Genomic DNA, 18,800 nt, shown 5'->3' with positions numbered 1-18,800 from the left:
ATAGCCTTTCCGATGCTGGCGGCCGCCGGCGCCGTGGCCGGATGCGAAAGCGCGCAGGTGGCGCGTGCCGAGCCTTCCGCACCGACGTACAAGGGAGTCGAAACACGCCTGCTGGACGGAGATCTCGTCAATTTCCGGGTCGCGCTGACCGGTGCGGATGGCCGTGAGGACGTGTCGCGCTATGCCGAATGCGCCGCCGCGAAATACGCGCTGATCCGGGGATACGGTTTTGCGAGACATCTGCGCACGAATGTGGTGGAAGAGGGTGGAATCTGGCGCGGTGATGCGGTTTATACGATCTCGCCGGCCCTGCCCGACGGGCTGAAGACAATCGACGCCGAAGTCGTCGCCGCCAATTGCGCGGAAAACGGAATACCGATGGTGTGAGGAGCTGATGGCTGATTTCTTTACAACCCCCCTCGGGATCGCGGTGATCATCGTTGCGCAATGCCTCGCGGTGGTGGGCTTCGTGATGGTGTCGTTGCTGGTCCTCGTGTACGGCGACCGCAAGATCTGGGCCGCGGTCCAGATGCGGCGGGGGCCCAACGTGGTTGGTGTCTACGGGCTGCTGCAAACCATCGCCGACGCGCTGAAATACGTGGTCAAGGAAGTTGTCGTGCCCGCCGGTGCCGACAAGACGGTGTTCATTCTCGCACCGCTCACCAGCTTCGTGCTGGCGGTGCTGGCATGGGCCGTGATCCCGCTGAATGACGGCTGGGTGCTGTCGGACATCAACGTGGCGATCCTGTTCGTCTTCGCCGTGTCCTCGCTGGAGGTCTACGGCGTGATCATGGGGGGCTGGGCCAGCAACTCGAAATATCCGTTCCTGGGATCGCTTCGGTCGGCTGCGCAGATGATATCCTACGAGGTGTCCATCGGCCTGATCATCATCGGCGTGATCATCTCGACCGGCAGCATGAACTTCGGCAGTATCGTGAACGCGCAGGACACCAATTACGGCTTTTTCGGCTGGTACTGGCTGCCGCACCTGCCCATGGTCTTCCTGTTCTTCATCAGCGCGCTGGCCGAGACGAACCGGCCGCCGTTCGATCTGCCCGAGGCCGAGTCGGAACTTGTGGCCGGCTACCAGGTGGAATATTCGGCCACGCCGTTCCTGCTGTTCATGGCCGGTGAGTATATCGCGATCTTCCTGATGTGCGCGCTGATCTCGCTGTTGTTTTTCGGCGGCTGGTTGTCGCCCATTCCGGGCCTGCCCGACGGCGTGGTCTGGATGGTCGGCAAGATGTTCTTCTTCTTCTTCATCTTCGCGATGGTGAAGGCGATCACGCCGCGCTACCGCTATGACCAACTGATGCGCATCGGCTGGAAGGTGTTTCTGCCGCTCAGCCTTGGCTGGGTCGTCGTGGTGGCGTTTCTGGCGAAATTCGAAGTTCTGGGCGCATTCTGGGCCCGCTACGCAATGGGAGGCTGACACATGACGCAGATCGACTATGGACGCGCGGCGGGGTATTTCCTGCTCAAGGATTTCGTGCAGGGGTTCAGGCTGGGGCTCAAGTACTTCTTCGCGCCGAAGGCGACGGTGAACTACCCGCACGAAAAGGGCCCGCTGTCGCCCCGGTTCCGCGGGGAACACGCGTTGCGCCGCTACCCCAACGGCGAGGAGCGGTGCATCGCCTGCAAACTGTGCGAGGCGATCTGCCCGGCACAGGCCATCACGATCGACGCCGAGCCGCGCGACGACGGCAGCCGCCGGACCACGCGCTACGACATCGACATGACCAAGTGCATCTATTGCGGCTTCTGCGAGGAGGCCTGCCCGGTGGACGCCATCGTGGAAGGTCCGAATTTCGAGTTCGCCGCCGAGACGCGCGAGGAGCTCTTTTACGACAAGGCCAAGCTGCTGGAAAACGGCGAACGGTGGGAAGCCGAGATCGCTCGCAACCTCGAACTGGACGCGCCGTACCGATGACCGATCCCAAGAACCCCTTCGAACAGATGATGGCGCAGGCGCAGGAGATGGCCAAGGCGTTCAACCCGGCGCTTGAATCATTCTCGCCCAAGGGGTTCGAGAAGATCTGGCCGACAATGCCCAAGGACGTCATGGAAATGTCCTTCGGACAGGGGTTGAACAAGGACGGGCTCGATGCCAAGACGCGGCTGCTGCTGACCCTTGCCGGGTTGACCATGCTGGGTGCACAGAGCGACGCGCAGATACGCATGACGGTGCGCCATGCGCTCGAGGCCGGGGCCACCAGAGACGAAATTGCCGAGACGATCGCACAAATGTCGATGTTCGCCGGCATCCCCTCCATGACACGCGCGATGGAAACCGCGCAGGAGGTGCTGGACGAGCAAAACGAAGGGGACGAGACCTGATGACCGTTGCAGTTTTTTCCTTCTACCTCTTTGCGATCGCGGCGCTCGTCGGCGGGCTTTTCACCGTGATCAGCCGCAACCCGGTGCATTCGGTACTCTGGCTGATCCTGTCCTTCATTAGCGCCGCGGGGCTGTTCGTTCTGCTGGGGGCCGAATTCCTGGCGATGTTGCTGCTCATCGTCTACGTGGGCGCAGTCGCCGTGTTGTTCCTGTTCGTGGTCATGATGCTGGATGTCGATTTCGCCGAGTTGAAGGCGGAGATGGCAAGGTACATGCCTCTGGCCCTACTGATCGGTATCATCCTGTTGATGCAGTTCGGGCTGGCCTATGGAAACTGGGAAATGGCGGCCGGGGCCGAGGGCGCGCGCGCCGCGCCGATGACCGAGGGTGTGGAGAATACCGCGGCGCTCGGGATGCTGCTTTACGACAAGTATTTCCTGATCTTCCAGATGGCCGGGCTGATCCTGCTGGTGGCGATGATCGGGGCCATCGTGCTGACGCTGCGGCACCGGCAGGACGTGAAACGCCAGGACGTGCTTGCGCAAATGTACCGGGACCCGGCCAAGGCGATGGAACTGAAGGACGTCAAGCCTGGTCAGGGCCTGTGACCTGGGACGTGGTACGTCCGTCGTAACGGAAGAACATCCCGGCCGCGCCGGGGTGACGCGAGACCAAGAACGGGGCAAACCCGGAGGGACGGCGAAATGATTGGACTGGAACATTACCTGACGGTGGCGGCGGCACTGTTCGTCATCGGGATCTTCGGGCTTTTCCTGAACCGCAAGAACGTGATCATCCTGCTGATGTCGATCGAGCTTATGTTGCTGTCGGTGAACATCAACCTCGTCGCGTTCTCGTCCTTCGCGGGTGACATGGTGGGGCAGGTCTTCACCCTGTTCGTGCTGACCGTCGCGGCCGCGGAGGCGGCGATCGGCCTTGCGATCCTCGTCTGTTTCTTCCGCAATCGCGGCACCATCGCCGTGGAAGACGTCAACGTGATGAAAGGCTGATCCGATGGAGCAGACAATCCTCTTCGCGCCTCTCATCGGGGCCCTGATCGCCGGGTTCGGCTGGCGGATGATCGGCGACAAGGGGGCCCAGTGGGTGACGACAGGGCTTTTGTTCCTGTCCTGCCTGCTGAGCTGGATCGTCTTTTTCGGCCATGACGGTGAAACCCACTACATACACGTGCTTGACTGGGTGCAATCGGGCACATTGGACACGGCATGGGCCATCCGGCTGGACCGGCTGACGGCGATCATGCTGATCGTGGTGACCACCGTTTCGGCGTTGGTTCACCTGTACTCGGTGGGCTACATGGCCCATGACGAGAATTTCGACGACGCGAAGGAAAGTTACCGGCCCCGGTTTTTCGCCTACCTTTCGTTCTTCACCTTCGCGATGCTGATGCTGGTGACGGCCGACAATCTGGCGCAGATGTTCTTCGGTTGGGAGGGCGTCGGGCTGGCGTCGTACCTGTTGATCGGCTTCTACTACCGCAAACCGTCGGCCAATGCCGCCGCGATCAAGGCGTTCGTGGTGAACCGGGTGGGCGATTTCGGTTTCGCGCTCGGGATCATGGCGCTTTTCTTCCTGGTGGACTCGATCCGGTTCGATGACGTGTTCGCCGCCGCGCCTGAACTGGCGGAAACCAACCTCACCTTCCTGTGGACGGAATGGAACGCGGCCAACCTGATCGCCTTCCTGCTGTTCGTGGGGGCGATGGGCAAGTCGGCGCAGTTGTTCCTTCACACGTGGCTGCCCGACGCGATGGAGGGTCCGACGCCCGTTTCGGCGCTGATCCACGCGGCGACCATGGTGACGGCGGGGGTTTTCCTTGTCTGCCGCATGTCACCGCTGATGGAATACGCGCCAGAGGCGATGGGCTTCGTGACGTTCCTCGGCGCCACGACCGCGTTCTTCGCGGCCACGGTGGGGCTGGTCCAGAACGACATCAAGCGCGTGATCGCCTATTCGACCTGTTCGCAGCTTGGCTACATGTTCGTGGCCGCCGGCGTGGGTGTCTACAGCGTTGCGATGTTCCATCTCTTCACCCACGCCTTTTTCAAGGCGATGCTGTTTCTTGGCGCGGGCTCGGTCATTCACGGGATGCACCACGAGCAGGACATGCGGAACTATGGCGGGCTGCGGTCCAAGATGCCCTACACGTTCTGGGCGATGCTCATCGGCACGCTGGCCATCACCGGTGTCGGCATCCCGCTGACGACAATCGGGTTCGCCGGTTTCCTGTCCAAGGATGCGATCATCGAATCGGCTTACGCTGGCACGCATGGCGGCTACGGCTTCTGGATGCTCGTGATCGCGGCTCTCTTCACCAGCTTCTACAGCTGGCGCCTGATGTTCCTGACGTTCTGGGGCAAGCCGCGCGGCGACAAGCATACGCACGACCACGCCCATGAGAGCCCGATGGTGATGCTGGTTCCGCTGGGGGTGCTGGCGCTCGGGGCGGTGTTCGCGGGCATGATCTGGTACAACAGTTTCTTCGGCAAAACCGACCAGGTGGCCAAGTTCTTCGGCGTGCCCTACCACGCCGAGCAGGCACATGACGAAGGCCATGCCGCCGACGGCGGTGACGAACATGCCGGGGCGGCCGCGCCTGATGCCGCCAAGGGCAAGGAAGCCAAGCCGCACTACGTGCTGGCGGGCGAGCCCGGTGAGGGAGCGATCTATGCCGGGGCCGGCAACGACGTGCTGAACGAGGCGCATTACGTTCCGAAATGGGTCAAGGTGAGCCCGTTCATCGCGATGCTGATCGGCCTCGTGACGGCGATCTGGTTCTACATCTGGGATCCTTCGATGCCGCGGAAGGTCGCCGAAAGCCAGCGGCCGCTTTACCTGTTCCTGCTCAACAAGTGGTACTTCGACGAGATCTACGATTTCATCTTCGTCCGGCCGGTCAAATGGCTGGGCCGCGCCCTGTGGAAACGCGGCGACGGAGACGTGATCGACGGCTCGATCAATGGCGTGGCCATGGGGCTGATCCCCTACCTGACGCGCCTCGCCGGCCGCGCGCAATCGGGCTACATCTTCACTTATGCCTTCGCCATGGTCATCGGGATCGCTGTCCTGGTGACGTGGATGACGTTCGCGGGAGGGGCGAAATAATGGATAACCTGCTTTCCATCGTGACCTTCATCCCGGCGATCGCCGCCGCGATCCTGGCGATTTTCCTGCGGGGCGAGGATGCCGCAGCACAGCGCAACGCCAAGTGGGTGGCGCTGATCGCGACCTCGCTGACCTTCCTCGTGTCGCTCTTCATCCTGGTCGGGTTCGACCCGGCCGACACCGGGTTCCAGTTCGTCGAGGAGCGTGAATGGCTGCTGGGGCTCAAGTACAAGATGGGCGTGGACGGGATCAGCGTGCTGTTCGTCATGCTGACGACATTCATCATGCCGCTGACGATCGCCGCGTCGTGGAACGTGACCGTCCGTGTCAAGGAATACATGATCGCGTTCCTGATCCTCGAGACGCTCATGCTCGGCGTTTTCATGGCGCTCGACCTCGTGCTGTTCTACCTGTTCTTCGAGGCGGGGCTGATCCCGATGTTCCTGATCATCGGCATCTGGGGCGGCAAGGAACGCATCTACGCCAGTTTCAAGTTCTTCCTGTACACGTTCCTCGGGTCGGTGCTCATGCTCGTCGCCATGGTCGCGATGTTCGCCGAGGCCGGCACCACGGATATCCCGACCCTTATGCGGCACGAATTCGCGTCGGAAACCTTCACGGTTCTGGGCGTGCATATCGTCGGCGGGATGCAGACGCTGATGTTCATCGCCTTCTTCGCCAGTTTCGCGGTCAAGATGCCGATGTGGCCGGTTCACACGTGGCTGCCCGACGCGCACGTGCAGGCGCCGACAGCCGGGTCGGTGGTGCTGGCGGCGATCCTTCTGAAAATGGGGGGCTACGGGTTCCTGCGGTTCAGCCTGCCCATGTTCCCGGTGGGGGCCGACGTGCTGACACCGTTGGTACTGTGGATGTCGGCCATCGCCATCGTCTACACGTCGCTCGTGGCGCTGGCGCAGGAGGACATGAAGAAGCTCATTGCCTACTCGTCGGTGGCGCACATGGGCTATGTCACGATGGGGATCTTCGCCGCGAACCAGCAGGGCATCGACGGGGCGATTTTCCAGATGATCAGCCATGGCTTCATTTCCGGCGCGCTGTTCCTGTGCGTGGGTGTGATCTATGACCGGATGCACACGCGCGAGATCGACGCCTATGGCGGGCTGGTGACCCGGATGCCGGCCTATGCGCTGATCTTCATGCTGTTCACGATGGCCAATGTTGGCCTGCCGGGCACGTCCGGCTTCATCGGGGAATTCCTCACCCTTGTCGGCATTTTCCAGGTCAACACCTGGGTGGCGCTGGTCGCGACATCCGGCGTGATCCTGTCGGCAGCCTATGCGCTGTGGCTGTATCGTCGCGTCGTGCTGGGCGACCTGATCAAGGAAAGCCTGAAATCGATCACCGACATGGGGCCACGGGAAAAAGTGATCTTCGCACCGCTCGTGGCGATGACGTTGTTGCTTGGCGTGTACCCGAGCCTTGTCACCGATATCATCGGTCCCTCGGTCGAGAACCTTGTTTTGAATCATGACACGGCGCTTGCCGCGGCGGATGCCGCGACCAAGGTCGCCGAGGCGTCGCAGTAACGGAGGCCCACTGAGATGCAGGCTGATCTGAACGTAATCCTGCCCGAGATCGTGCTGTCCGTCTATGCGATGGCGGCGCTGTTGCTGACGGCCTATACCGGCAAGGACCGGATGGCGGGTATGCTGGTCTGGCTGACGGCCGCACTCTTCACGCTCATGGCGCTGTGGATCGGCGCGACGGCGGGGGGCACGCGCACCGCCTTTGGCGGCATGTTCAACGACGACGGGTTCGCACGCTTTGCCAAGGTCACGATCCTGCTCTCGGCGGCGGCGGTTCTTGTCATGGGCCAGGAATACATGGCCCGACGCAAGATCCTGCGCTTTGAATATCCGCTGCTGGTGGCGCTCGCCGCGGTCGGCATGATGATGATGGTGAGTGCCGGTGACCTGATGGCGCTTTACATGGGGCTGGAGCTGCAATCGCTGGCGCTTTACGTTGTGGCCAGCCTGCGGCGCGACAGCGCGAAATCGACCGAGGCGGGACTCAAGTATTTCGTTCTGGGCGCGCTTTCCTCGGGCCTTCTGCTTTACGGCGCGTCTCTCACCTACGGCTATGCGGGTACGACGCTTTTCTCGGGGATTGTCGCATCGGCCGAGGGACAGGCGCCGGTCGGGCTCTTGATCGGGCTGGTCTTTGTCCTGTCGGGGCTGGCGTTCAAGGTGTCCGCCGTACCGTTCCACATGTGGACGCCCGACGTTTACGAAGGGGCGCCCACGCCGATCACGGCCTTTCTCGCGACGGCGCCCAAGGTGGCGGCGATGGCGTTGTTCGCCCGCGTTGTCCATGATGCCTTTGGCGGGGTCGTGGGCGATTGGCAGCAGGTGGTCGCGGTGTTGTCGGTGCTTTCGATGTTCCTCGGGGCGCTTGCGGCGATCGGCCAGACCGACATCAAGCGGCTGATGGCTTATTCGTCGATCGCGCACATGGGCTATGCGCTGATGGGACTGGCCGCTGGCACGGCGTTCGGGGTGCAGGCGATGCTGATCTACATGGCCATCTATGTGACGATGAACGTCGGCACTTTTGCCTTCATCCTGAGCATGGAGCGCGACGGCCAGCCGGTAACGGAGATCGCCAGCCTAAACATGTATTCGCGCGCGCATCCGGGCCGGGCCATGGCGATGTTGATCCTGCTTTTCAGCCTCGCCGGGGTACCGCCGCTGCTGGGCTTCTTCGGCAAGCTCTACGTGCTTCGGGCGGCGTACGAGGGTAGCCTGGTGTGGCTGGCCGTGGCCGGAGTCCTCGCATCGGTCATCGGGGCGTTCTACTACCTGCGGATCGTCTACTACATGTATTTCGGCGAAGAGCGCGAGCCTCTGGAAACCGGGCGATCGCCGGTGCAATGGGGCTTCCTGATGGTGTCGGCCGCGCTGATGCTGGTGGGGATCATCAACATGTTCGGGATCGAGAGCATGGCACAAGCCGCGGCCGCGACCCTTGTCCGCTGATCGGCGCGTCCGTCGGGACAATTCCGGTGCAAGCGGTCCTCTGCCGGGCCCGATTATCGCGGGGATCACATGAGAAGCTGGCCCCGTGGGTACGGTCGGCGTGTGCTGGAGGAAGTCGACAGCACGAACGCCGAAGCTGCCCGCATCGCGCCGGATTTGGCCGGACCGGAATGGATACTGGCGCTGCGGCAAACGGCGGGACGGGGCCGCCGGGGGCGCGTATGGATCGAGCCCGAGGGCAATTTCGCCGCCACGCTGGTCATGCGTCCACCCGGGGACCCTGAAACCGTCGCGCTGAGATCGTTCGTCGCGGCCCTTGCGGTTTACGATGCGGTGGTTGCGGTCACGGGCCGGACGGCGGGCATGACGCTGAAATGGCCCAACGACGTCCTGCTGAACGGCGGCAAGCTGGCCGGTATCCTGCTGGAAAGTTCCGGTCAGGCGGGCGGCCTGTCGCACCTGGCCATCGGTATCGGCGTGAACCTCGCGGGGGTTCCGGGTGCGCACGAGGTTGAAAAGGACGCCTTCCGCCCGGTGTCCCTGCTGTCGGAGAGCGGGGTCCGCGTGATGCCGGGCGAGTTCCTTGATGCATTGGCCCCGGCCTATGCCGAGCACGAGGTGCTGTTCGCGACATACGGTTTCGCGCCCATCCGCCGCGCCTGGCTGGAGCGGGCGGCGAAGCTCGGGCTGGAGATCACCGCCAGAACCGCGACCGAGACGACGACCGGCCAGTTCGAGACGGTGGACGCCGGTGGCAATCTTGTTCTATCCACGCCGGGCGGGCGGCACGTCATACGGGCGGCCGAGGTGTTTTTCTGATTGACGGGGCGGCGCATGCTTCTGGCCATCGACTGCGGCAACACGAATACCGTCTTTTCGATCTGGGATGGTCAGGAATTCCTGTGCACGTTGCGGACGTCGACGCATCACGCGCGCACGGCGGACGCGTATTTCACGTGGTTCTCGACCCTGGTAACGCATTACGGGATCGAGCCTGACATCACCGACGTGATCATTTCGTCCACGGTTCCGCGCGTGGTGTTCAACCTGCGCGTATTCGCGGACAGGTTTTTCGGGTGCCGGCCGCTGGTTGTGGGCAAGCCGGATTGCGGTTTGCCGGTGCCGCCACGGGTCGACGAGGGCACGCAGGTCGGCCCGGACCGGCTTGTCAACGCGGCGGGGGCGTTTGACCGGCATGGCGGCGACCTGATCGTGGTGGATTTCGGCACCGCGACGTCGTTCGACGTGGTGGCCCATGACGGCGCTTACGTGGGTGGCGTGATCGCCCCGGGTGTCAATCTGAGCCTCGAGGCATTGCACATGGCCGCCGCGGCGCTCCCGCATGTTGACGTAACGAAACCACCTGCCGTGATCGGCACGAATACGGTCGATTGCATCCAGTCGGGCGTTTTCTGGGGGTATGTCGGCCTTGTTAGCGGTATCTGCGACCGTATCCGGCAGGAATATGACGGGGACATGCGCATCATCGGCACCGGGGGCCTTGCGCCGCTTTTCGCGCAGGGCGACCTGTTGTTCGACTGCATTGACGAGGACCTGACGATGCACGGCCTGACCGTGATCCATGAACACAACAAGAGAGGCTGATCGCGTATGAGCAGCGAAAGATTGATCTACCTGCCCCTTGGCGGCGCGGGGGAGATAGGGATGAACGCCTATGTCTACGGCCATGGCAAGCCGGGAAAGGAGCGGCTGATACTGGTCGATCTGGGAGTGACCTTTCCCGACATGGACAGCACACCGGGCGTCGACCTGATCTTTCCCGACATGCGGTGGCTTGCCGAAAGGCGGGACCGGCTGGAGGCCATCTTCGTGACCCACGCGCACGAGGATCACGTTGGCGCGGTGGCACAATTCTACGGTGATCTGGGCGCCCCGGTATACGCGCGTGCCTTCACCGCCAGCATCGCGCGCCGCAAGATGGATGAACAGGGCCAGCCGGAGCGCGCGGTCGGCACCGTGTCCCCGTGGCCCGAGACGGTCGAGGCGGGGCCGTTCACGGTGGGCTTCGTGCCGATATCGCATTCCATTCCCGAAACGTCCGGGCTTGTCATCGACACGCCCGCCGGGCGGGTGGTGCATTCGGGCGATTTCAAGATCGACCCCGACCCCGTGGTGGGCGAAGCGTTCGACCCCGATCTCTGGGAATCGCTTGCGGCACCGGGGGTGCGGGCGCTTGTATGCGATTCGACGAACGTGTTCAGCGAGCACCCCGGGCGTTCGGAAAGCGCGCTCGCGCCGGACATCGAACAGCTGGTCGCCGGGGCCAAGGGCATGGTCGTTGCGACGACGTTTGCCAGCAACGTGGCCCGCGTCAAAACACTGGCCGAAGCGGCGCAGGCGACAGGCCGCTCAGTCTGCCTGCTGGGCCGGGCGATGCGCAGCATGATCGAGGCGGCGGTCGAAACCGGCGTGTTGACGGATTTCCCGCGCACGGTGAGCCCCGAGGAAACGCGCGATATCCCGCGCGAGAACCTGATGCTGATCGTGACGGGCAGCCAGGGAGAACGCCGCGCCGCCAGCGCCCAGCTTGCCCAGGGCAAGTACCAGGGGATCGAGATGAAAGCCGGGGACACCTTCTTGTTCTCGTCCAAGACGATCCCCGGAAACGAGCGTGGCGTGATCCGCATCATGAACCAGTTCAGCGAAATGGGGGTCGACGTTGTCGATGAATCAAGCGGGCGTTACCACGTGTCAGGCCATGCCAACCGCCCCGACCTGACGAAGCTGCACGACCTGTTGCAACCCGCTGCCGTGATCCCGATGCACGGGGAGCACCGCCACCTTCGCGAACACGTGAAACTGGCCAAGGCCAACGGCACGAAAGGTGTGCTGGCGGTAAACGGCACCATGATCGACCTGTCCGCCGACCCGCCCGCGGTGGCCGAATACGTGGAAACCGGGCGCACCTACCTTGACGGCAGCGTCAAGATCGGCGCGCTTGACGGCGTGGTGCGTGATCGCATCCGCATGGCGCTCAATGGTCACGTGCTGGTCAACGTGATCCTCGACGAGGACGACGACCCCCTTGGCGACCCATGGTGCGAGATCCGGGGCCTTGCCGCCGAAGGCAGCAGCCGGGCGCCGCTCGTCGATGTGCTGGAGGAGGACCTGGGCCAGTTCATGGGTCGCGCCGGCGACCGCACGCTGGCCGACGACGGCAAGCTGGAAGAGGGCCTGCGCAAGGTGGCCCGGCAAAGCGCGTTGTCCGAGATCGGCAAACGCCCCGAGGTGACGGTGATCATCAGTCGGCTGACCGGCTGATGCCGGCGGTCGTTTTCGACCTTGACGGCACGCTGATCGACAGCCTGCCGGGGATCGCCGGCGCCGCGAACGATACGCTGGCCGAGTTCGGCAAAGCGCCACTTTCGCAGGCGACGCTCGGCACGTTTGTCGGCCACGGCGCGGAAGTGTTCGTCGACCGCCTTTTCGCGGCGACGGACCTGCGCGCGCCGCGGGCGGATGTCTTGCGGGCTTTTTACGGGCATTACGAAAGGGCGGGAGCCACGACAACGCTGTTTCCCGGTGTCCGGGACATGCTGGAAACGCTGTGGGCGCGCGATGTTCCGGTGGGGCTCTGCACGAACAAACCGTCGGGGCCGCTCGACGCGGTGCTTGACGCGCTTGCGCTACGCGGCTTTTTCGACGCGATCGTGGCGGGCGACAGCCTGCCTCGCCGCAAGCCGGACCCGGCGCCGTTGCACCATGCCTTTCGGTCTCTGGACGCGGCACCCGGCGTTTTCGTGGGCGACAGTGACGTCGACGCCGAAACCGCGCTGCGGGCGGGCGCGCCGCTGGTTCTGTTCACCGAAGGAATAAGGCACAAGCCGACAAGCGACCTGCCGCATTCGGTGGCCTTTGACGACTTCGCGGCGTTGCCCGAGATCCTGGCGCGCTTCGATTGATGCCCGCCGGGCTGGTCAGTTCGCGCGGCGCTCGGCGAAGCTCAGCGCGATGAATTGCGGCAGGTGATCGCCCATGCCGACGACCTTTTTGTCATCCTGTTCCTTGTCGCGCCCGCGACCGCCGCGCTTGCCGCGCCCGCGCGACTTGGTGGCATCGTCCTTGTCGCCTGTCTTTGCCGGCGTTTCGGCGGCCTTTTCATCGGCCTCGGGCGTGGTCTTGCCGGTCTCCATCGCAGGCTTGTCGTCGGTCTTTTTCCGCGTCCGGCGCTTCCTTGCAGGCTTTTCCCCGGTCGTATCGGTCTCGGTTTCCGGGGCGGGGCCGTCGCCAAGCGGGTTCTCAAGACGCGGGATTTCCTTCTGGACCAGCGCCTCGATATCCGCGAGGTTCTTTTCGTCGCGGGGCACGCAGATCATCATCGCCTTGCCTTCGCGGCCCGCGCGGCCCGTGCGCCCGATGCGGTGCACGTAATCCTCGGCGTGCGAGGGGACATCGTAATTGAAGACATGGCTGACGGCGGGCACATCGAGGCCGCGCGCGGCCACGTCTGAGGCCACGAGAAAGCGCAGCTCGCCCGATCGAAAGGCATCAAGTGTGCGCGTGCGCTGCCCCTGATCCAGATCGCCGTGGATGGCGGCCGCGTCGTACCCGTATTTCTTGAGCGATTTCGCGCAGATATCAACATCCGTCTTGCGGTTGCAGAAGATGATGGCATTGCTGCATTTTTCGCCCTCGGCGTCGATCATGGCGCGCAGCAGCTTGCGTTTCTCGCTGTCGGCCCGGTCACGCCGCGATGGCTTGAAGTTCACCACGCCCTGTTCGATCGTCTCGGATGCGGTAGCCTGCCGGGCGACCTCGATCCTTTCGGGGTTGCTGAGGAAGGTGTTGGTGATCCGCTCGATCTCGGGGGCCATCGTGGCCGAGAAAAAGAGCGTCTGACGGGTGAACGGGGTCAGGCCGAAGATGCGTTCGATATCCGGGATGAACCCCATGTCGAGCATCCGGTCGGCCTCGTCCACGACCATGATCTTGACGTCGCTCAGGATAAGCTTGCCGCGTTCGAAATGATCGAGCAGGCGACCGGGCGTGGCGATCAGCACGTCAACGCCCTTGTCGATGATGGCTTCCTGTTCCTTGAAACTGACGCCGCCGATCAGCAACGCCTTGGTGAGCTTGAGGTGTTTCGAATAGGTATCGAAGTTCTCGGCCACCTGCGCGGCCAGTTCGCGGGTCGGACACAGCACGAGGCTGCGCGGCATCCGGGCGCGCGCGCGGCCCCGCGCCAACATCGACAGCATCGGCAGCGTGAAACCGGCCGTCTTGCCGGTGCCCGTCTGGGCGATGCCCAGAACGTCGCGGCCCTGTAGCGCCGGCGGAATCGCCCCTTCCTGGATCGGCGTGGGGGTTTCGTAGCCGGCTTCTTCTATGGCCTTGAGAACCTTCGGATTGAGGTCGAGATCGGAAAACTTGGTCATGTGCGTCCGTAGTTTGCGGACACTGTCATGGCCCGCGCGTCTGGTCGGTTCGGACCCTTGCGGCCCCGTGGTACTCCACGACTATTGAACCCGTGGGTCCGCGTTTAACGGAATTTCGGGGGAATGGTCAATGCGCTCACGTCCCCGCAGGCGAATATGCCCCGCATGTGCGCCGATACTGGCGAATAAGCAACATCATGCGTGCCGGGGAAAATGCCGCGCGCGCTTGGTGTCCAGCTCGAGACGTGCCGCGCGCAGCAGGCCGAACATGTGCAACCTTTCGCGCAGGTCGGGTGTCGCCACGCAGACCTCGTGGTAGAAAGCGTCCAGCGCCGACTCGCCGCCCTCCGCCTCGATACCGCTGAGCAGCTGGTTCATCGTCAGCCCGTCGCCGTCGGGCGTGGGGATCGGTTTGAGGCTGTCGCGGTAGGACCCCTGCCTGAGCCGGAATCGAAAGGCCGCTTTCCATTTCTCGAGGGAGGGCGCGTGCAAATGGCACAGCCGCGTTGCCTCGATCTCGGGGGCCAGCTTGTCGGGCACGCCATCGTGGAACGCGTTGTGGATGCGCAGGCTGACGTTTTCATGCCCCGTCCGGACGAAGACCTTGCCGGCGACGTGACTGAGAAACCCGCCGTCGAGGCGCGCGCCGAACCGCGGATAAATCTGCGGCGTTTGCGCCATGCGTGCGCCGCGCATCCGCGTGCAGGCCTTGAACCATGTCAGGCCGTCATCGGGCGGGTCCGCCGGGTCTGGGGCCAAGGCCTCGATCGGGCGGACGCGGGCGCTGAACGTGTCGTCCGGCAGGGTGGCCAGCTGGCCGGGCAGGGAGGCTTCGGGCCACAGGAACTCGTCCACGTCGATATGGGCCAGCCAGTCAACCTGCGGGCGCCTGTTGTAGCACCGGGTGGCGTTGATGGTCTGACGCGGCTGGTGCTTATCCGGGCGTTTCCCGCGGCGCCGCCAGTAATCATCGTCGCACAGGGTCACGCGGCATTTCGGATGCGCCCTGAGCGCCGCCTGCGCCGTTTCGTTGGGTGCATCAAGGTAGATATGTACGCGGTGCGCGCCCAGGTCGAGGTGATGGGCGGCAAAGTTCAGGATATCACGGGTGTCGGCCCTGATCGTCGAGACAAGGCCCCATGTGGGCTGTTTCATGTCCCTGACATTGCGGGCCGTTCATGGCGCGTGCAAGGGCCGCCCCGCGCCAATGCGGTCATACCATCATCTCCTTGGTGGCGGTCAGCGTGATATCGGGCCAGTCGCGCTGCACGCGGTCGATATCCCATTGCAGGCGCGTCAGGTAGACGGTGTCGCCGTCATGGTCATGCGCGATATGCTGCTTGTTGGCATTGGCAAACCTTTCGATCTCCTGCCGGTCGCCGTTCACCCAGCGGGCCGAGGTGAATTGCGACCCTTCGAAGCGTACTGGCAGGCCGTACTCCTGTTCGATCCGGGTGCCCAGAACCTCGAACTGGAGCGCGCCCACGACGCCCACGATGAACCCTGAGCCGAAAGCCGGCTTGAAAACCTTCGCCGCGCCTTCTTCGGCGAACTGCATCAGCGCCTTTTCAAGGTGCTTGGCCTTCATCGGGTCGCCCGCGCGGGCCTGTTGCAGCAATTCGGGCGCGAAGCTGGGAATACCCGTAACGCGCAAGGCTTCCCCTTCGGTTAACGTATCGCCGATCCGCAGTTGGCCGTGATTGGGGATGCCGATGATGTCACCGGCCCATGCCTCCTCGGCCAGCTCCCGGTCTGAGGCGAGGAACAGGACGGGCGCGGACACCGTCATTGCCTTCTTCGAGCGTACATGGGTCAGTTTCATGCCGCGCCTGAAATGCCCGCTGGCCATGCGCACGAAGGCCACGCGGTCGCGGTGCTTGGGGTCCATGTTGGCCTGTACTTTGAAGACAAAGCCGGAAACCTTTGATTCCTCGGGCGAAATCTGGCGGGGGGATGCCGATTGCGGCTGCGGCTGCGGGCCGTAGCGGCCGATCCCGTCCATGAGTTCCTTCACGCCGAAGGAGTTGATGGCCGAGCCGAACCAGATCGGTGTCATGTGCCCCTCCAGAACCGATTGAGGGTTCAGCGCCGGGAGCAGTTCGCGCGCCATCTCGACGTCCTCGCGCAGTTTTCCAACGAGGTCGGCGGGCACGTGCTCATCGAGTTTCGGATCGTCCAAGCCGTTGATTTCAATGGTTTCGGCAACCCTGTTGCGGTCGGCGCGGTCCATCAGCTCAAGCCGGTCGTTGAGCATGTCGTAGCAGCCGATGAAGTCGCGGCCCACGCCGATGGGCCACGATGCCGGCGTCACGTCGATGGCAAGGTTTTCCTGAATTTCATCAATGATGTCAAAGGTATCGCGGCTTTCCCTGTCCATCTTGTTGCAAAAGGTCAGGATCGGCAGATCGCGCAGGCGGCAGACCTCGAAAAGTTTTCGCGTCTGGCTCTCCACCCCCTTGGCGCCGTCGATCACCATTATGGCCGCGTCCACGGCCGTCAGCGTGCGGTAGGTATCCTCGGAGAAGTCGGAGTGACCCGGGGTATCAACAAGATTGAAGCGAAAGTCATTGAAATCGAAGGACATTGCCGACGCGGAAACGGATATGCCGCGGTCCTTTTCCATCTGCATGAAATCCGAGCGGGTGCGGCGCGCCTCGCCCTTGGCGCGGACCTGTCCGGCCATCTGGATCGCCCCGCCGTAAAGCAGGAATTTCTCGGTCAGCGTCGTCTTGCCCGCATCGGGGTGCGAGATGATGGCAAAGGTGCGCCGTCGGGCGATCTCGGGCGGCAATTGCGGGCGGTTCGGGGTCTGGTCCAGCATGAGTTCGCATATAGAGGGGCGGCGGGCCGGGTGCAACAAGCGGCATGGGCATCGCGTCGGCATCGGGGCGGTATCGCGACGGTGGCGCGACCCCGCGGGGCGACCCTGCCGCGATGCCGCCCGCGACGCCGTTTACCGTGTCGAGGCGCGCTTGAGCAGGGCCGCGGTGTCGGGATGGTCGAGCAGTTTCTCGCCCACTTCGAAATCGAGATGGGGGCGCAGGCCGTGCTCGGGCAGGGAGCTTGCCAGCCGGTCGGTCAGGTCGGAGGGCAGGGCGTCCCGCGTGCGCATGTCCACCAGCAGCGTTTCTGCGGCGATCCCTTCGGCGTAGACGATCTGGTGTTCGTCGAAAAGAAGCTGGAAGTAATCGACGAAGCCGCCATCCACCTGCACCACGGTCTCGCCGTTCAACAGGTGCCGCGCGCGCACCAGCACCTCGTTGCGGCCGGCGCCGAGCGCGTCGGAGCGCTGGTAGATGAACAGCCTGTGATCGGGGCTGACCAGCAGATCACCGGCATTGTTCAGCGCGCCGGCGCGAATGCGGATCGGGGCGAAGTCCCCGACGGCGCGCGCCGTGGATTGGCCGATCCAGCGCAAAGGGCGGGGGCCGTCATCGCGTGTGAGCACCATGTCGCCGGGGTGCAGCGCCTCGACGGGGCGCTGTTCGCCGGAGGCCAGCGTGATGCTGGTGCCGCGGGTGAAGGCGACGCAGGCGACCTCGGCAAAGCGGGTCCGGGCGCCGGCGCGGTCGATGCCGACAAGTGAATACCCCCGCCGGGGCGTCAGCCGCACCAGCGGCAGCACGAAAACCTCGGCGGCGTTCCCGTCGGGATCGACCTCGACGAAGAGCAGCAGTTCGGCCGTTTCCCCGGTGCCGGACATCAGCGTGATGCAGGAATCGAGGTAGACCGTCGCGCCGGCAAGGCCGAGCCGCGTGTCGGGCGCGACCGTGAAATGCCCCGCGGCCGCCGCGCCGAGCGACAGCCGGTGCTGGTGCGCGTCACGGCGGAGTTCGTACACGTCGCCAAGGTCGAGCTCGTCGGCGAAGGACATCGCGTCGCCCAGGTTGGCGCCGTTGATCACCGTGAAATCATCCGCGCGGTAGACGGACATGGATTGTGCCGGTTTGTTCGGGGTCGGGGACATGGTGGGGTCAATTCGCGTCGGCGGTGGCGTGTATCAAATTCCTTATAAGCGAAAATAGGTTAGGAATGTGTCGCCACGAGGTCAACGCGCGGGCGTTTTGCTGGCAATCCCCGTGGCAGGGGTGCTAAGGCACGGCGGAAAGCTAACGGGAGGTCACAGATGGATCTGGGTATCAAGGGAAAGCGCGCGCTGGTCTGCGCGTCGAGCAAGGGGCTCGGGCTGGGCTGCGCGCGGGCGCTGGCCGAGGCCGGTGTCGATCTGGTCATGAATGCCCGCGGGGCCGAGGCGCTGGAGGCCTCGGCGCAGGACATCCGCGACGATTTCGGCGTGGCGGTCCACACGGTGGCCGCGGACGTGACCACGCCCGAAGGCCAGGCGCAGGTGACCGAGGCGGCGCAGGGCGTCGGGATACTGGTCACCAACGCGGGCGGGCCGCCGCCGGGCATGTGGACGGACTGGGAGCGCGAGGATTTCATCAAGGCGCTGGATGCCAACATGCTGTCACCCATCGCGCTGATCAAGGCGCTGGTCCCCCCGATGATGGACCGCGGCTGGGGCCGTGTCGTCAACATCACGTCGCAGAGCGTGAAGGCACCGATCCCGGTTCTGGGGCTCAGCAACTCCGCGCGGGCGGGCCTGACGGGCTACGTGGCGGGCACCTCGCGGCAGGTGGCCGGGTCGGGCGTGACGATCAACAACCTTCAGCCGGGGATCCATGCCACCGACCGCGCCGACGCGCTGGACAAGGGCGTGGCCGAGCGTGAAGGGATCAGCATGGCCGACGCCAAGGCGCAGCGCTGTGCCACGATCCCGGCCGGGCGCTACGGCACAAAGGACGAGTTCGGCGCCGCCTGCGCCTTCTTGTGCAGCCAGCATGCCGGGTTCATCGTCGGGCAGAATATCCTGCTGGACGGCGGGGCCGTCAACGCCACCATGTGACCGCCACGCGCGCGTCGCCCGGCAGGGCGGCGGCGCCGC

Annotated in this window: 18 protein-coding genes; 14 read left to right on the top strand and 4 right to left on the bottom strand. The window is 64.1% G+C overall.

Going from position 1 to position 18,800, the window contains the following annotated elements:
• Window positions 1-12: 12 nt before the first annotated feature.
• The 13 genes from ACH107_RS10290 (at window position 13) to gph (ending at window position 12,382) form a co-directional block, all read left to right on the top strand.
• Entirely contained in the window at window positions 13-387 is a 375-nt protein-coding gene (locus tag ACH107_RS10290) for a hypothetical protein (protein WP_412505768.1), read from the top strand.
• Between the two features lie 7 nt (window positions 388-394).
• Complete coding sequence (nuoH, locus tag ACH107_RS10285; RefSeq protein WP_412505767.1) at window positions 395-1,432, top strand: NADH-quinone oxidoreductase subunit NuoH; 1,038 nt, start codon at window positions 395-397, stop codon at window positions 1,430-1,432.
• 3 nt (window positions 1,433-1,435) lie between these two features.
• Complete coding sequence (gene nuoI / locus ACH107_RS10280) at window positions 1,436-1,930, top strand: NADH-quinone oxidoreductase subunit NuoI (RefSeq protein ID WP_412505766.1); 495 nt, start codon at window positions 1,436-1,438, stop codon at window positions 1,928-1,930.
• Window positions 1,927-2,337, top strand: coding sequence for a carboxymuconolactone decarboxylase family protein (locus ACH107_RS10275; RefSeq protein ID WP_412505765.1), 411 nt, complete (start codon window positions 1,927-1,929; stop codon window positions 2,335-2,337). Before nuoI ends, ACH107_RS10275 begins: the two co-directional genes overlap by 4 nt.
• Window positions 2,337-2,945, top strand: coding sequence for an NADH-quinone oxidoreductase subunit J (locus ACH107_RS10270; protein ID WP_412505764.1), 609 nt, complete (start codon window positions 2,337-2,339; stop codon window positions 2,943-2,945). Before ACH107_RS10275 ends, ACH107_RS10270 begins: the two co-directional genes overlap by 1 nt.
• Before the next feature lie 96 nt (window positions 2,946-3,041).
• Window positions 3,042-3,347, top strand: a complete 306-nt coding sequence (nuoK, locus tag ACH107_RS10265; RefSeq protein ID WP_412505763.1) for an NADH-quinone oxidoreductase subunit NuoK — start codon at window positions 3,042-3,044, stop codon at window positions 3,345-3,347.
• Between the two features lie 4 nt (window positions 3,348-3,351).
• Window positions 3,352-5,463: an NADH-quinone oxidoreductase subunit L gene (gene nuoL / locus ACH107_RS10260; RefSeq protein ID WP_412505762.1), complete on the top strand. Its 2,112-nt coding sequence runs from the start codon at window positions 3,352-3,354 to the stop codon at window positions 5,461-5,463.
• Window positions 5,463-7,010, top strand: coding sequence for an NADH-quinone oxidoreductase subunit M (locus ACH107_RS10255; RefSeq protein WP_412505761.1), 1,548 nt, complete (start codon window positions 5,463-5,465; stop codon window positions 7,008-7,010). The genes nuoL and ACH107_RS10255 overlap by 1 nt, the downstream gene beginning before the upstream one ends.
• Window positions 7,011-7,025: 15 nt before the next feature.
• A complete protein-coding gene (gene nuoN / locus ACH107_RS10250) occupies window positions 7,026-8,459 on the top strand; it encodes an NADH-quinone oxidoreductase subunit NuoN (protein WP_412505760.1) in 1,434 nt (477 codons plus the stop codon).
• Window positions 8,460-8,528: 69 nt separating this feature from the next.
• Window positions 8,529-9,278 carry a biotin--[acetyl-CoA-carboxylase] ligase gene (locus ACH107_RS10245; RefSeq protein WP_412505759.1) on the top strand — a complete coding sequence of 250 codons (750 nt, stop codon included), beginning with the start codon at window positions 8,529-8,531 and terminating at the stop codon, window positions 9,276-9,278.
• A gap of 15 nt (window positions 9,279-9,293) precedes the next feature.
• The gene (locus ACH107_RS10240) at window positions 9,294-10,064 is read left to right on the top strand and encodes a type III pantothenate kinase (protein ID WP_412505758.1); all 771 of its coding nucleotides are present in this window, start codon (window positions 9,294-9,296) and stop codon (window positions 10,062-10,064) included.
• Between the two features lie 6 nt (window positions 10,065-10,070).
• Window positions 10,071-11,741 (top strand): ribonuclease J, encoded by a 1,671-nt coding sequence (locus tag ACH107_RS10235; protein ID WP_412505757.1) that lies wholly within the window; start codon window positions 10,071-10,073, stop codon window positions 11,739-11,741.
• Window positions 11,741-12,382 (top strand): phosphoglycolate phosphatase, encoded by a 642-nt coding sequence (gene gph / locus ACH107_RS10230; protein WP_412505756.1) that lies wholly within the window; start codon window positions 11,741-11,743, stop codon window positions 12,380-12,382. Before ACH107_RS10235 ends, gph begins: the two co-directional genes overlap by 1 nt.
• Window positions 12,383-12,397: 15 nt before the next feature.
• Here gph and ACH107_RS10225 read toward each other — a convergent pair whose 3' ends face one another.
• The 4 genes from ACH107_RS10225 to ACH107_RS10210 form a co-directional block, all read right to left on the bottom strand.
• Window positions 12,398-13,855: a DEAD/DEAH box helicase gene (locus ACH107_RS10225; RefSeq protein ID WP_412505755.1), complete on the bottom strand. Its 1,458-nt coding sequence runs from the start codon at window positions 13,853-13,855 to the stop codon at window positions 12,398-12,400.
• A gap of 195 nt (window positions 13,856-14,050) precedes the next feature.
• Window positions 14,051-15,010 carry a glycosyltransferase family 2 protein gene (locus ACH107_RS10220; protein WP_412505754.1) on the bottom strand — a complete coding sequence of 320 codons (960 nt, stop codon included), beginning with the start codon at window positions 15,008-15,010 and terminating at the stop codon, window positions 14,051-14,053.
• Window positions 15,011-15,068: 58 nt separating this feature from the next.
• A complete protein-coding gene (locus ACH107_RS10215) occupies window positions 15,069-16,676 on the bottom strand; it encodes a peptide chain release factor 3 (protein ID WP_412505753.1) in 1,608 nt (535 codons plus the stop codon).
• A gap of 132 nt (window positions 16,677-16,808) precedes the next feature.
• Complete coding sequence (locus tag ACH107_RS10210) at window positions 16,809-17,822, bottom strand: Hint domain-containing protein (protein ID WP_412505752.1); 1,014 nt, start codon at window positions 17,820-17,822, stop codon at window positions 16,809-16,811.
• 159 nt (window positions 17,823-17,981) lie between these two features.
• Here ACH107_RS10210 and ACH107_RS10205 point away from each other — a divergent pair, with 159 nt between their 5' ends.
• Window positions 17,982-18,761, top strand: a complete 780-nt coding sequence (locus ACH107_RS10205; protein ID WP_412505751.1) for an SDR family oxidoreductase — start codon at window positions 17,982-17,984, stop codon at window positions 18,759-18,761.
• Window positions 18,762-18,800: the final 39 nt, after the last annotated feature.

The sequence above is a fragment of the Roseovarius halophilus (ex Wu et al. 2025) genome (genome assembly GCF_047086965.1).
The sequence above is the reverse complement of the archived record's forward strand: the minus strand, read 5'-3'. Positions and strand labels throughout refer to the sequence as shown.

Excerpts from the sequence above, each read along its gene's own strand:
- ACH107_RS10205 (WP_412505751.1), top strand. The coding sequence starts at position 17,982 with ATGGATCTGGGTATCAAGGGAAAGCGCGCGCTGGTCTGCGCGTCGAGC.
- ACH107_RS10235 (WP_412505757.1), top strand. The coding sequence starts at position 10,071 with ATGAGCAGCGAAAGATTGATCTACCTGCCCCTTGGCGGCGCGGGGGAG.
- nuoN (WP_412505760.1), top strand. The coding sequence starts at position 7,026 with ATGCAGGCTGATCTGAACGTAATCCTGCCCGAGATCGTGCTGTCCGTC.
- ACH107_RS10225 (WP_412505755.1), bottom strand. The coding sequence starts at position 13,855 with ATGACCAAGTTTTCCGATCTCGACCTCAATCCGAAGGTTCTCAAGGCC.
- ACH107_RS10240 (WP_412505758.1), top strand. The coding sequence starts at position 9,294 with ATGCTTCTGGCCATCGACTGCGGCAACACGAATACCGTCTTTTCGATC.
- nuoH (WP_412505767.1), top strand. The coding sequence starts at position 395 with ATGGCTGATTTCTTTACAACCCCCCTCGGGATCGCGGTGATCATCGTT.
- nuoK (WP_412505763.1), top strand. The coding sequence starts at position 3,042 with ATGATTGGACTGGAACATTACCTGACGGTGGCGGCGGCACTGTTCGTC.
- ACH107_RS10220 (WP_412505754.1), bottom strand. The coding sequence starts at position 15,010 with ATGAAACAGCCCACATGGGGCCTTGTCTCGACGATCAGGGCCGACACC.
- gph (WP_412505756.1), top strand. The coding sequence starts at position 11,741 with ATGCCGGCGGTCGTTTTCGACCTTGACGGCACGCTGATCGACAGCCTG.
- ACH107_RS10210 (WP_412505752.1), bottom strand. The coding sequence starts at position 17,822 with ATGTCCCCGACCCCGAACAAACCGGCACAATCCATGTCCGTCTACCGC.
- ACH107_RS10215 (WP_412505753.1), bottom strand. The coding sequence starts at position 16,676 with ATGCTGGACCAGACCCCGAACCGCCCGCAATTGCCGCCCGAGATCGCC.
- ACH107_RS10275 (WP_412505765.1), top strand. The coding sequence starts at position 1,927 with ATGACCGATCCCAAGAACCCCTTCGAACAGATGATGGCGCAGGCGCAG.
- ACH107_RS10245 (WP_412505759.1), top strand. The coding sequence starts at position 8,529 with ATGAGAAGCTGGCCCCGTGGGTACGGTCGGCGTGTGCTGGAGGAAGTC.
- nuoL (WP_412505762.1), top strand. The coding sequence starts at position 3,352 with ATGGAGCAGACAATCCTCTTCGCGCCTCTCATCGGGGCCCTGATCGCC.
- nuoI (WP_412505766.1), top strand. The coding sequence starts at position 1,436 with ATGACGCAGATCGACTATGGACGCGCGGCGGGGTATTTCCTGCTCAAG.
- ACH107_RS10290 (WP_412505768.1), top strand. The coding sequence starts at position 13 with ATGCTGGCGGCCGCCGGCGCCGTGGCCGGATGCGAAAGCGCGCAGGTG.
- ACH107_RS10255 (WP_412505761.1), top strand. The coding sequence starts at position 5,463 with ATGGATAACCTGCTTTCCATCGTGACCTTCATCCCGGCGATCGCCGCC.
- ACH107_RS10270 (WP_412505764.1), top strand. The coding sequence starts at position 2,337 with ATGACCGTTGCAGTTTTTTCCTTCTACCTCTTTGCGATCGCGGCGCTC.